General features: G+C 70.9%; 12 protein-coding genes. 7 read left to right on the top strand and 5 right to left on the bottom strand.

What is annotated here, in order from left to right:
* Positions 1–23 precede the first annotated feature (23 nt).
* Positions 24–491 (top strand): DUF742 domain-containing protein, encoded by a 468-nt coding sequence (locus BJ981_RS00060; RefSeq protein ID WP_184607703.1) that lies wholly within the window; start codon positions 24–26, stop codon positions 489–491.
* 10 nt (positions 492–501) lie between these two features.
* Positions 502–1,068, top strand: a complete 567-nt coding sequence (locus BJ981_RS00055; protein WP_184607702.1) for a GTP-binding protein — start codon at positions 502–504, stop codon at positions 1,066–1,068.
* 34 nt (positions 1,069–1,102) lie between these two features.
* Here the strand turns inward: BJ981_RS00055 and BJ981_RS00050 are convergent, their stop codons facing one another.
* Genes BJ981_RS00050 through BJ981_RS00030 form a run of 5 tightly spaced genes read right to left on the bottom strand, consistent with a single transcriptional unit; the run spans position 1,103 to position 5,421 of the window.
* Positions 1,103–2,110: a methyltransferase gene (locus BJ981_RS00050; RefSeq protein WP_184607701.1), complete on the bottom strand. Its 1,008-nt coding sequence runs from the start codon at positions 2,108–2,110 to the stop codon at positions 1,103–1,105.
* Between the two features lie 52 nt (positions 2,111–2,162).
* A complete protein-coding gene (locus tag BJ981_RS00045; RefSeq protein ID WP_184607700.1) occupies positions 2,163–2,945 on the bottom strand; it encodes an ABC transporter ATP-binding protein in 783 nt (260 codons plus the stop codon).
* Positions 2,946–2,954: 9 nt separating this feature from the next.
* Complete coding sequence (locus BJ981_RS00040; protein WP_184607699.1) at positions 2,955–3,779, bottom strand: ABC transporter permease; 825 nt, start codon at positions 3,777–3,779, stop codon at positions 2,955–2,957.
* A complete protein-coding gene (locus BJ981_RS00035; protein ID WP_184607698.1) occupies positions 3,776–4,549 on the bottom strand; it encodes an ABC transporter permease in 774 nt (257 codons plus the stop codon). The genes BJ981_RS00040 and BJ981_RS00035 overlap by 4 nt, the downstream gene beginning before the upstream one ends.
* Positions 4,546–5,421 (bottom strand): ABC transporter substrate-binding protein, encoded by an 876-nt coding sequence (locus BJ981_RS00030; RefSeq protein ID WP_184615387.1) that lies wholly within the window; start codon positions 5,419–5,421, stop codon positions 4,546–4,548. Before BJ981_RS00030 ends, BJ981_RS00035 begins: the two co-directional genes overlap by 4 nt.
* A 544-nt stretch (positions 5,422–5,965) precedes the next feature.
* Between BJ981_RS00030 and BJ981_RS00025 the strand changes: the two genes are divergently transcribed.
* From BJ981_RS00025 to ffh, 5 genes are all read left to right on the top strand, one after another.
* Positions 5,966–9,067, top strand: coding sequence for a nitrate- and nitrite sensing domain-containing protein (locus BJ981_RS00025; protein ID WP_184607697.1), 3,102 nt, complete (start codon positions 5,966–5,968; stop codon positions 9,065–9,067).
* Positions 9,064–9,486, top strand: a complete 423-nt coding sequence (locus BJ981_RS00020) for a roadblock/LC7 domain-containing protein (RefSeq protein WP_114028908.1) — start codon at positions 9,064–9,066, stop codon at positions 9,484–9,486. The genes BJ981_RS00025 and BJ981_RS00020 overlap by 4 nt, the downstream gene beginning before the upstream one ends.
* Positions 9,487–9,491: 5 nt before the next feature.
* Entirely contained in the window at positions 9,492–9,875 is a 384-nt protein-coding gene (locus BJ981_RS00015; RefSeq protein ID WP_184607696.1) for a DUF742 domain-containing protein, read from the top strand.
* A complete protein-coding gene (locus BJ981_RS00010; protein WP_184887332.1) occupies positions 9,856–10,449 on the top strand; it encodes a GTP-binding protein in 594 nt (197 codons plus the stop codon). The genes BJ981_RS00015 and BJ981_RS00010 overlap by 20 nt, the downstream gene beginning before the upstream one ends.
* 119 nt (positions 10,450–10,568) lie before the next feature.
* Positions 10,569–12,073 (top strand): signal recognition particle protein (ffh, locus tag BJ981_RS00005; protein WP_184607694.1); only part of this gene is annotated, 1,505 nt, incomplete at its 3' end.

Below are 12,073 nucleotides of genomic sequence, written 5' to 3'. Positions count from 1 at the left end.
CACGCCGATGACAGGAGGACGCCATGGCACGTCGCGGCTGGACGGATGAAGGCGACCCGCTGAGCGGCGGGTCGTCGTACTCACAGATGGAGGACCCCCGCCGGTTCGCCGGCGGTGCGGCCGCCGGACCCTACACGGCGCCGGAACCGACGGAGCGCGGCTCCCTGGTCCGGCCCTACGCCATGACCGGAGGCCGCGTCGCGCCGCGGACGGCCCTGGCCATGGAGGCGCTCGTCTCCTCCGCCACGTCGGCGCAGGCCGACCTGTCGGCCCTCACTCCGGAGAAGCAGGCGATCAGCACGCTGTGCCGTCAGGTGCGGTCGGTCGCCGAGATCGCCGCGATGCTGCGGATGCCGCTCGGCGTGGCCCGCATCGTGATCGCCGACATGGCGGCGGAGGGCCTGGTCCAGGTGCACCACCCGCAGCTGGAAACGGGCAAGCCTGATCTCAACCTGCTGGAAAGGGTTCTCAGTGGACTTCGCAGGCTCTAGCCCCGCCGGGATGCTCACGTCGACGAAGATCGTCGTCGCGGGCGGCTTCGGCGTCGGCAAGACCACGTTCGTGGGCGCGGTGTCGGAGATCGTCCCCCTCACCACCGAGGCGGTCATGACCGACGCCAGCGCCGGCATCGACGACCTCGGGCTGACCCCGAACAAGACCACCACGACCGTGGCCATGGACTTCGGCCGCGTGTCGCTGGACAAGGACCTGATCCTCTACCTGTTCGGAACCCCGGGTCAGCACCGGTTCTGGTTCATGTGGGACGACCTGGTGCGCGGCGCGATCGGCGCCGTCGTGCTGGTCGACACCCGGCGCCTGGCCGACTGCTTCCCGGCGATCGACTACTTCGAGGAGGCCCAGCTGCCGTTCGTCGTCGGCATCAACGGCTGGGACGGCAGATACTCGCACAGCGACGAGGAGGTCCGCGAGGCGCTCACGCTCGCCCCGCACATCCCCCTCGTCCGCACGGACGCCCGCTCCCGTGACTCGGTGAAGTCCACGCTCATCGCGTTGGTCGAGCACGCGCTGACGATGCGGGTGGCGGTTCCGGGCTGGGGAGGCCGCTGACCTTCCCGGCCCGGAACCGCCATCGGGGGACGCGTCAGACGGGCCGGGCCTCGATCAGGCTCGCGTCGACCGGCAGCGGGACCACGTCGGTGATCGCCATGCCCGCCTTCTCCAGCAGCGCGCCGTGCTCGGACCGGCTGCGCTCACGGCCCTGGCCGAACAGCCCCATCATCCGGATGTCCAGATCCTTGCCGTAGTGCGGCGTGTCGTCGTCCGGCACCACGATCTCCACCAGCAGCAGGCGGCCGTGATCCGGCATCGCCGCGCGGACCGTCGTGAGGATCCGCAGCGCGTCGCTGTCGTCCCAGTTGTGGACGACGCTGCCCAGCAGGTAGGCGTCGGCGCCCGCCGGAACGGCGGAGAAGAAGTCGCCCGCCACGAACTCGCAGCGGTCGCCCAGCCCCCACTCCTCGAACGCCTCCCGCGCGTCGGGCAGGACGTGCGGCAGCTCCAGCAGCACACCGCGCAGGGCCGGGTTGGCCCGCAGGACGGCCGCCAGGAAGTGCCCGCGGCCCCCGCCGATGTCGGCGAGCGTGCCGATCCCCGAGAAGTCGTACCGCTCGGTGACGCCGCGCGCCATCGGCAGCGCCCGGTTGGTCATGAAGTCGTTGAAGATCAGGCCCAGCTCCGGGTTCTTGGACAGGTAGTCGTACAGGACGCCGTGCCGCTCCTTGAACGCCGAGCGGCCGGTGCGCACCGTCTCGGTGAGCAGCTCGCCCGTGGCCGTGGCCAGCACCGGGTCCATGTTGGACAGCAACGCGGTGCGCATCGACCCCTCGGCGCCCTCGGTGAGCAGCGTCCCGGCGTCGGTGAGGGCGTAGGTGTCGGGCGCGACGGCCTTCACCACGCCGACGCCGCCGAGCGTGCGCAGCACGCGGCCGAGCGAGGGGGCGTGCGCGCCGACGCGCGCGGCCAGCTCCGGCACGGGCAGCGGCCCCTCGGCCAGGTGGCGGGCGCAGTCCAGCTCGACGAAGGTCTTCAGCGCCGACAGGCGCCATCCGCCGGCGATGATCTGCTGGATGACGCTCGTGGGCTCGGTCATGTGCACTCCAGACGTGGGGTTCGGCCCGGGGGGAAGCCGGGCGGGGTCATGCCTAGGCAGGGAACGGGGAGGGCTGGTCCTTCGCGCGCACCAGGCGCCCCACCTCGGCGCGCAGGCGCACGAACGCGGGAAGCTGCCGGGTGGCGATCTGGTCGCGGGGGAACGGCAGGCCGACGGTCAGCTCGCCGGCGACCCGCGCCGGCGAGCCGGTGAGCACGACGACGCGGTCCCCCACGTACACGCTCTCGTCGATGTCGTGCGTGATCAGCAGGATCGTCATGCGGTGCAGCTCGCGCACCCGCAGCACGAGGTCCTCCAGGTCCTCGCGCGTCTGGGCGTCCACCGAGCCGAACGGCTCGTCCATGAGCAGCAGCCCGGGACGGTAGGCCAGCGCGCGGGCGATCGCCACGCGCTGCTGCATGCCGCCCGACAGCTCCCAGGGGTGCTTGCCCGCCGCGGCGGCGAGGCCCACGGCCTCCAGCGCCTCGGCGGCGGCGCGGCGGCGCGCCTTGCGGTCCATGCCGCGGCGGCGCAGCGGGAGCGCGACGTTCTCGCCGACCGTCATCCAGGGGAACAGCGAACGGCTGTAGTCCTGGAACACCACGGCGAGGTCGCCGGGCGTGCCCGCGACGTGGTTGTCACGGATGCGGATGTGCCCTTGGGAGGGCTCGATCAGCCCCGCGATCGAGCGGAGCAGAGTGGACTTTCCGCAGCCGGAGGGCCCGACCACGCTCACCAGCTCCCCTTCGGCGACCTTCAGGTCGATCCCGCCGAGGGCGTGGTGGGCCGAGGGCCCCTGGCCATAGGTGTGCCTCAGGTTCACGACATCGAGCACGGTGATTCCTCAGGTTGTCTGCCGGGCCCGCAGGTGCCAGGACAGGACGCGCCGCTCCACGGCCAGGAAGGCCCCGTTCAGCGCGAGTCCCAGGACGCCGAGGAGCACGATGACGCTCCACGTGCCGGCGAGGTCGAAGTTCTGCTGGGTGTAGAGAAGCTGGTGGCCGATGCCGTCGGTGCTGCCCACGAGCTCCGACAGCACCATCAGGATGACGGCCAGGGAGACGCTGAGCCGCAGTCCCGCGAAGATCTTCGGCGCGGCGGCGGGCAGGAGGACCCGGAGCAGCCGCTGGGCGCGGCCGAGCCGGAAGACGTGCGCGGTCTCCACGTGCAGCCGGTCCACGTAGCGGGCCCCGTCGATCGCGTTGACGAGCACCGGCCAGATGACGCCGTAGACGATCGTGGCGACCTGCATCTCGGCGCCCAGCTTGAACAGGACGATGAACACCGGGACCAGCGCGGGGGGCGGGATCGCCCTGCCGAACTCCACCAGCGGGTCGACGTAGCCGGCCAGGATCCGCGAGCGGCCGATCGCCACGCCGAGGCCGATCCCGAGCACGCAGGCCGCCGCCCAGCCGCCGAACATGCGGCCGAGGCTCGGCAGGAAGTCGCCGAGCGCCTCGTCGGTGAGGAACAGGCGCGTGGCGGGGCCGGAGAACCACAGCTCCCGGGCCCGGACGAGGATGCTCGAGGGGGGCGGGAAGTAGTCCGAGGCGGCCATCCGGGTGCCGGCCTCCCACGCGACGAGCGCGATGGGAACGAGCCAAACGCGCGCGAGGAACTCGGTGAGGCGGCCGCGCCCGGGGGAGATCGTGGTCGTGGCAGCGGTCATGAGGCGGCCTCCGCGGTCACCGCGTGCCAGCGGAACGCCAGGCGCTGCGCCTTCAGCAGCAGGGCGTTGACCACCAGCCCGAGGATCCCGGCCCACAGGGTGGCGGCCAGGACCAGGTCGGTGCGCATCCCCGATCCCGCGCGGATCATGAAGGTGCCGATGCCCGCGGTGCCGCCGGTGATGAGCTCCGCGCTGATCGCGACGATCAGCCCGACCGCCGTGGCCAGCCGCACTCCCGTCAGCACGAACGGCGCCGCGCTCGGCAGGCAGACCCGCAGGAGCACGGACAGGTGGCCGAAGCCGAAGCTGCGCAGGGTCTCCTTGGCCACCGGGTCCACGTCGCGCAGGCCGTACATGGTGTTGACGAGCACCGGCCAGGCGGCGGCGTACACGACCGCGGTGATCTTGATGCCGGCGTCGTCCGGGACCAGCAGCGCGATGAGGGGGAGGAGCGCGACCGACGGGATGGGCCGCAGGAACTCCACCAGCGGGCGCGCGGCCAGCTCGGCGCGACGGAGGGTTCCGAGGAACAGGCCGAGAGGGACGGCGATGGCCACGGCGGCCAGCAGCCCGGTCGCCCAGACGATCAGAGTGCCCTGGAGGTCGGCCAGGAAGAGGGGGTCCACCACCAGACCCGCGGCGCGGGCGAAGATCTCCGAGACCAGGGGGATCAGCGAACGGTCCACCAGGCCGGTGCGACCGGCCAGCTCGGCGGCGATGAGCAGGACCGCGACGCCGGCGGCGCCGCGGGCCACTTTGCGTCGGATCACTGCGGGAGCGGAGCCAGAAGCGGCTTGACGTCGAGCTTCTTGGTCAGGTACCCGAACTCCTGCATCAGGTCGGCGACGCGCTGGATGCGGGTCGCGGTGAGCGTCGTCGGGAACGCTCCCAAGGTGATGACCGACGCGACCTCGGGTTTGATCTGCGTGTAGTTCGGGAGGACCTTCTCGACGGCCTTACGGTCGGAGGCGGCGACCTGCTGCCCCTTGAGCAGGCCCCGCTGGAGCGCGGCCATCGTCTTGGGGTACTTGCGGGTCCACTCGTCCAGGGTGACCCAGCCGGCGATCGGGAAGTCGGCCATCGCCCCGGTCATCGTGTCGGTGACCTTGCGCGCGCCCTGCTCCTGCTGGACGCCGGTGAGGAAGGGCTCGGTGAGCCAGAGAGCGTCCAGGGAGCCGTTCTTCAGCGCAGCGGGCATCTGGGGGAAGGCCATCGGGACCCATTGCACGTCGTTGCGCGGATCGAGTCCGGCGGTGCGCAGGGCGTTGGCGACCGCCAGCTCGCCGATGCTGTTACGCGAGGCGATGGCGATCCTCTTCCCCTTGAGGTCCTTGACGGTCTGTACGGTGGAGTCCTTCGGCACGACGATCTGGAAGACGTCGGGCTTGGACTGGTAGATGTCGGCGATGAAGCGGAACTTGTCGTTACTTCTCTCCGTCGCCGACAGGAACGTGAAATAGTTTCCGATGATGACGTCGAGGGCTCCGCTGTGAAGCTGCGGGAGCGCTTCGGCCCCATTGGCGATGATCTTGGTCTTCACCGTCAGGCCTTCTTCCTTGAAGAAGCCCTTTTCGATGGCGATGTACAGTCCCGCCACGTCGGCGATGGGCATGGCGCCGAGGGTGACCGTGGTTTTCTCCAGCCCTCCGTTGGATGAACTCGAACTGGTGTCCGATCCGCCGCCGCACGCTGTTAGCGCCAGGACCGCGGCCACGCCGACGATGAAGGTACGACCCCTAAAGCGTGTCATTGAGGTGTCCTTTTAGTTGTGGGGGGGAAGAAGGCCGAGCCACGTGCTCGCGGAGCGGTTTCCGGCACGGCGAGCGTGAAGCTTAGCGGAGGAAGATCGGCGCTAACATACATATGCGGCCTATGTCATGAAACTCGTAAAAAAGTCCACTTTGGGCGTTGGTGCGAGTCAATGTCTGTGTATGGTGTACTGGAACGGTATAAATGCTTCTTTGCCGGTGATGTGACCGTAACGTCCGCTGACTGGCTACGTGACCTTGTGGTGGATGACCGAATCTCATTCCAAAAAGGGAATAATTTCTTGGAACGGTCCAAACACTCACGGGTATTGGCGGTACTCGTAGGCTTATGCACCGATTGCCCATCCACTTGACACGCGTCACAAGTGTTGAGTGCGTCCACCCCTACGCAGACCAGCCGGCGAGAGGTTGCGACCAGTGAGGACAGCAACAATCGAGAGCGGTCGCCGTACCGAGCCGGACGCAGACCGAACGCCTTCCACCAAGGACACGGCCGCGGCCCCGCGCCGTACGGCGGGAAGCCGGCTCGCGCTGCGCAACTGGCGGGTACGGACCCGGCTCCTCGCGCTCATCCTGGTTCCCACCATGATGGCCGCCCTGCTCGGTGGCCTCCGGGTGGTGAGCTCGATCCAGAGCGCGACCGAGTACGAGCGCGTCCGCACGGTGGCACAGTTCGTGACCACCCTGGGCGATCTCGCCCACCAGCTCGACCTCGAACGCGACGTCTCCGTGAGGTTCGTCGCGAACGGCCGCCACGGCAACCAGACCAGGCAGCTCCTGCGCGACCAGCAGACCGCCGTCGACGGCCAGATCCAGCTCGTGCTCGGCCACAGAAGCGCCGTCGAAGCCGCCCTGCGCGACAGCAGCCGCCAGCCCTTCGCGCGCCTGCTCGACCGGCTGGCCCAGCTGCAGTCCCTGCGCCAGGCCGTGACCAACTCCCAGCTTCCCGCGCTGCCGACGCTGCAGAAGTACTCCACGGCCATCGACGACCTGCTCGCCATGTTCGACGAGACCGCCCGGGGAGGCACGGACTCGGGCCTGGAGGCCAGCGCCTCCGCCCTCGCCTCGCTCACCCGCGCCGCCGAGCAGGCGTCACGCCAGCGCGGCCTGCTGAGCATCGGCCTGATCGGCGGGCACTTCAGCCCCGCGGAGCTGGACGCCTTCAACGCCGCGCGGGCCCGGCAGGACAGCGAGCTGCAGGCGTTCTTCTTCCGCGCCACCCTCACCGAGGGCCAGACCTACCAGGACACCGTCACCGGCCCGAAGATCGACGTCGCCGCCGCCCAGATCGACCGCGCGCTCGAGCTGACCCGCCAGAACCAGCCGCTCGCCGGGCTCGGGAACGGCGGCGACGACGTGACCGCCTGGTTCGACGCCTCCAGCGAGCGGCTCGACCGCATGCACGACGTGCAGCGCACGCTCGGCCGCGCGATCGTCGACAAGGCCGCCGAGCTGGCCCGCGACGACCAGCGCCAGGCCGTGATCAACATCGCCGCCGTCGTCCTGCTCCTGCTCCTGGTCCTCGCCATCACCGCCGTCATGGCCCGCTCGCTGGTCATCCCGCTGCGCCGCCTGCGCGGCGGCGCGCTCGACATCGCCGGGCGCAGGCTCCCCGAGCTGGTCCAGAAGCTCCGCGAGTCGGACGGCACCGCGGGCCCGCCCGAGGTCGCCCCCATCGGCGTCATGTCCAACGACGAGGTCGGCGAGGTCGCCCGGGCCTTCGACGAGGTCCACCGCGAGGCGGTCAGGCTGGCGAGCGACGAGGCCCAGCTGCGCAGCAACGTCAGCGCCATGTTCGTCAACCTCTCCCGCAGGACCCAGACCCTGGTCGAGCGGCAGATCACCCTGATCGACGGCCTGGAGCAGGGCGAGCAGGACGACCGGCGCCTCGGCGACCTGTTCCGGCTCGACCACCTCGCCACCCGCATGCGCCGCAACAGCGAGAACCTGCTGGTCCTCGCCGGCCAGGAACCCGCGCGGCGCTGGAGCCAGCCCGTCCCGCTGCTCGACGTCGCCCGCGCCTCCCTCTCGGAGGTCGAGAACTACGAGCGCGTGGCCATGAACGTCCCCACCGGCGTCTCCATCGTCGGCCAGGCCGTCAACGACCTCATCCACCTGCTCGCCGAGCTCGTCGAGAACGCCATCTCGTTCTCCCCGCGCGAGACCAGGGTCACCCTCACGGCCAACCGCATCGACGGCGGCGGCGTCATGATCTCGATCACCGACGCCGGCATCGGCATGACCCCGGAGGAGCTGACCCAGACGAACTGGCGGCTGGCCAACCCGCCCGTCGTGGACGTGTCGGTGTCGCGCCGCATGGGCCTGTTCGTGGTCGGCCGCCTCGCGCTGCGCAACGGCATCCGGGTGCAGCTCAGGCGGCACGACTCCGGCGGCCTGACCGCGATGGTGCTGCTGCCGGAGGCGCTCATGGGCGCCCCCGCCGCGGGCCCGGCGCAGGGCGGCGCCTCCGGGCAGGCGTTCGCCGGGGCGGGCGCGTCGGCGTGGACCGGTGGACAGACCGGCGGGAACCTGTTCGCCTCGGCGTCCCAGGGCGGCGCCGCGTTCGACGCGCAGGCCGCGTCCCTGTTCGGCTCTCCCACCGGCCCCTTCGGCGCGTCCAACGGCGCGGCCGGCACCGGCCCGCTCGGGCCGACCACCGGCGGCGGCTTCTCCGGGCCTTCGTCGGGGAGCTTCGGCGATACCGGCGCCTTCGGTGACACGGGCGCCTTCGGCGATACCGGCGCGTTCGGTGACACCGGGACGTTCGGCGACACCGGCGCCTTCGGCGACCCGGGCGGCCTCCCGGGCACGGGGGCGTTCGACGCCCCCGGACGCGGGTCGTCCGCGTTCGGCGCGCCCCCGGCGGCGACCGCGGGGGAGCAGGCGGCGAGCCTCGACGCCTTCGGCGGCCCGCTTTCCGGGGGCGGCCCCGCCACCGGGCCGAGCCTGTTCGGCGGCCGGTCCACGGGCGCCTACGGCGGTCTTCCCCCAGGGCCCGGCGCGGGTTCCGACCCCGCGCCCCGTCCGAGGTCCCGCCGCTTCGACGCCTCTGACCTCGACGCCGTCACCGGCCCCTTGCCGGCCGTGCGGCCGTCCCCGATGGAACAGGAGGAGGAGTTCCTGCCCATCTTCGCTTCCGTCGAGTCCGCCTGGTTCCGCCGCGCGGACCCGGTCGAGGACAAGGAGGACACCGGCGTCTGGCGGCAGAACCCCGCCGACGCCGGTTGGCAGGCCGCGGCCGTGGTCCAGGAGCCCGTACGGGACGGGACCACCACCGCCGGTCTGCCCAAGCGGGTTCCCAAGGCCAATCTGGTGCCCGGGTCCGCCTCGGCGGCCGAGGCCGCAACCTCGCCCGTTCCCGCCATGCCCGCCCTCTCGCCCGACCGGGCGCGAAGCCGGCTGTCCAGCTTCCAGCAGGGCATCCGCCAGGGCCGGGCGGTCGCACGCGGCGAGATCAGCGAGGACGAGGTGGCGTACGGCGATCCCCGCCGCGCCCAGGGCGATAAGGAGGACAAGTGAGAGAGCTGAGTCAGGCGGCCCGCGGAGTCAACTGGCTGATCACCGACTTCGTCCGGTCGGTGCCGGGGGTGGCGCACACGGTGGTGGTGTCCTCCGACGGGCTGCCACTGGCCTACTCGGAGGGCTTCCCCAAGGACAGGGCGGACCAGCTCGCCGCGGTCGCCGCGGGCCTGATCAGCCTGACGCAGGGCGCCTCCCGGGTCTTCGAGGGCGGGGCGGTGACGCAGACCGTGGTGGAGATGCAGCGCGGGCTGCTGCTGATCATGTCGGTCAGCGACGGCTCCTGCCTCGCCGTGCTCGCCGCGCCGGACTGTGACATGGGTCTCGTCGCCTACCAGATGACGCTGATGGTCGAGCGTGCCGGTCAGGTGCTGACCCCGGCCGTGCGCGCCGAGCTTCAGGCGTCGTCTCCGCGGTGACGTCCATGGGCGGTCCGGGCTGGGAGGACGGCTTACGGCCCTACCAACAGGAGCCCTCCTCGCCGGTCCGGCCCTTCACGGTCACGGGCGGGCGCTCCGCGCCGCGGTCGCACCTCGCGATGGAGACGCTGGTGCACTCCACTCTTCCTCCTTATCAAGATATTTCCGGCTTGATTCCGGAGTACCAGGCGATCATCACGCTGTGCCGCCAAGTGCGTTCGGTCGCCGAGATCTCGGCCCTGCTGAGGGTCCCCCTCGGCGTGGCGCGGGTTCTCGTCTCGGACATGGCCGCCGAGGGATTCGTCCAGTTGCACCACCCGCAGCTGGATGCCGGACAGCCGGACTTCAACCTGCTCGAAAGGGTTCTCAGTGGACTTCGCAGGCTCTAGCCGCGGCGGGACGCTCACGTCGACGAAGATCGTCGTCGCGGGCGGCTTCGGCGTGGGGAAGACCACCTTCGTCGGGGCGGTCTCCGAGATCGTCCCGCTCACCACCGAGGCGGTCATGACCGACGCCAGCGCCGGCATCGACGACCTGGGCCTCATTCCGCAGAAGGCCACCACCACCGTGGCGATGGACTTCGGCCGCGTGTCGCTGGACACCGAGCTCATCCTCTATCTCTTCGGCACCCCCGGCCAGCACCGGTTCTGGTTCATGTGGGACGACCTGGTGCGCGGCGCGATCGGCGCCGTCGTCCTGGTCGACACCCGGCGCCTGGCCGACAGCTTCCCCGCCATCGACTACTTCGAAGAGGCGAAGCTCCCCTTCGTCATCGGCCTCAACGGCTGGGACGGCGAGCACCCCTACGCCGAGGAGGAGGTGCGCGACGCGCTCACGCTCTCCCCGCACATCCCCATCGTCAAGACCGACGCGCGCCTGCGCGAGTCGGTCAAGGGCACGCTGATCGCCCTGGTGGAACACGCCCTGACGATGCGGGTCTCGGTCCCCGGGTGGAGGGGCTGACCCGGCACGGCCACGACCGCCCCTGGCGCCGGGTTCGCGTGACCGGCCTCAGGAGCGGATAGGCTGGGAGTTCGAGTCACTCACCCCGGACGACCCGTGACACAAGAGGCTGGCTTCACGTGTTCGAGACGCTTTCCGACCGCCTGACATCGGTCTTCTCCTCCCTCAGGTCGAAGGGCAGGCTGTCCGACGCCGACATCGACGCGACCTGCCGAGAGATCCGCATCGCGCTTCTCGAAGCCGACGTCGCGCTGCCGGTCGTCAGGGACTTCGTGTCCCATGTCAAGGAGCGGGCCCGCGGGGCCGAGGTCTCCCAGGCGCTCAACCCCGCCCAGCAGGTCGTCAAGATCGTCAACGACGAGCTGGTGCAGATCCTCGGCGGCGAGACCCGCCGCCTGCGGTACGCCAAGACCCCGCCGACCGTCATCATGCTCGCCGGCCTCCAGGGCGCCGGTAAGACCACCCTGGCCGGCAAGCTCGCCCGCTGGCTGCGCGAGCAGGGCCACGCCCCGATGCTCGTCGCCGCCGACCTCCAGCGGCCCAACGCCGTCCAGCAGCTCCAGGTCGTCGGCGAGCGCGCCCAGGTGGCCGTCTACGCCCCCGAGCCCGGCAACGGCGTCGGCGACCCGGTCGCCGTGGCGCGCGACTCCATCGACCAGGCCCGGCGCCGCCAGCACGACGTCGTCATCATCGACACCGCCGGCCGCCTCGGCATCGACCAGGAGCTGATGAAGCAGGCCGCGGACATCCGCGACGCCGTCAGCCCCGACGAGGTGCTGTTCGTCGTCGACGCCATGATCGGCCAGGACGCCGTCACCACGGCCCAGGCGTTCATGGACGGCGTCGGCTTCGACGGCGTCGTGCTCACCAAGCTCGACGGCGACGCCCGCGGCGGCGCCGCGCTGTCGGTGCGGCACATCACCGGCCGCCCGATCATGTTCGCCTCCACGGGCGAGAAGCTGGAAGACTTCGACGCCTTCCACCCCGACCGCATGGCGAGCCGCATCCTCGACATGGGTGACATCCTCACCCTGATCGAGCAGGCGCAGCGCACCTTCGACGAGCAGGAAGCCGCCAAGATGGCCGGCAAGCTCGTCTCCGGCGACGGCTTCACGCTCGACGACTTCCTCGAGCAGATGATGATGGTCCGCAAGATGGGCCCGCTCAAGAACCTGCTCGGCATGATGCCCGGCATGGGGCAGATGCGCGACCAGCTCAACCAGGTCGACGAGCGCGACCTCGACCGCGTCGCCGCCATCATCCGCTCGATGACCCCCGGCGAGCGCCAGGACCCCAAGATCATCAACGGCTCCCGCCGGGCCCGCATCGCGCGCGGCTCCGGCGTCACCGTCACCGAGGTCGCCAGCCTGGTCACCCGCTTCTTCGACGCCCAGAAGATGATGAAGCAGGTCGCCGGCGGCATGGGCATCCCGGGCATGCCCGGCGGACGCAAGGGCAAGGCCGCGCAGAAGAAGGCCAAGAAGGGGCGTCGCGTCAGCGGCGACCCGCGCAAGGCCGCGCTCGGCAAGGCGGGCGCCGCGAACGGCGGCTCCGACGCGCCTCCCCAGCTTCCGCCCGGCCTCGGCGGCCTGGGCGGTCTGGGCGGCGGCAAACTGCCTCCCGG

It is taken from the genome of Sphaerisporangium krabiense (assembly GCF_014200435.1).
In the GTDB taxonomy this organism is placed as follows: domain Bacteria; phylum Actinomycetota; class Actinomycetes; order Streptosporangiales; family Streptosporangiaceae; genus Sphaerisporangium; species Sphaerisporangium krabiense.
Note: the sequence above shows the minus strand (reverse complement) of the source record. Positions and strands in the feature narration are given on the sequence as shown.

Excerpts from the sequence above, each read along its gene's own strand:
- BJ981_RS00040 (WP_184607699.1), bottom strand. The coding sequence starts at position 3,779 with ATGACCGCTGCCACGACCACGATCTCCCCCGGGCGCGGCCGCCTCACC.
- BJ981_RS00050 (WP_184607701.1), bottom strand. The coding sequence starts at position 2,110 with ATGACCGAGCCCACGAGCGTCATCCAGCAGATCATCGCCGGCGGATGG.
- BJ981_RS00060 (WP_184607703.1), top strand. The coding sequence starts at position 24 with ATGGCACGTCGCGGCTGGACGGATGAAGGCGACCCGCTGAGCGGCGGG.
- BJ981_RS00015 (WP_184607696.1), top strand. The coding sequence starts at position 9,492 with ATGGGCGGTCCGGGCTGGGAGGACGGCTTACGGCCCTACCAACAGGAG.
- BJ981_RS00055 (WP_184607702.1), top strand. The coding sequence starts at position 502 with ATGCTCACGTCGACGAAGATCGTCGTCGCGGGCGGCTTCGGCGTCGGC.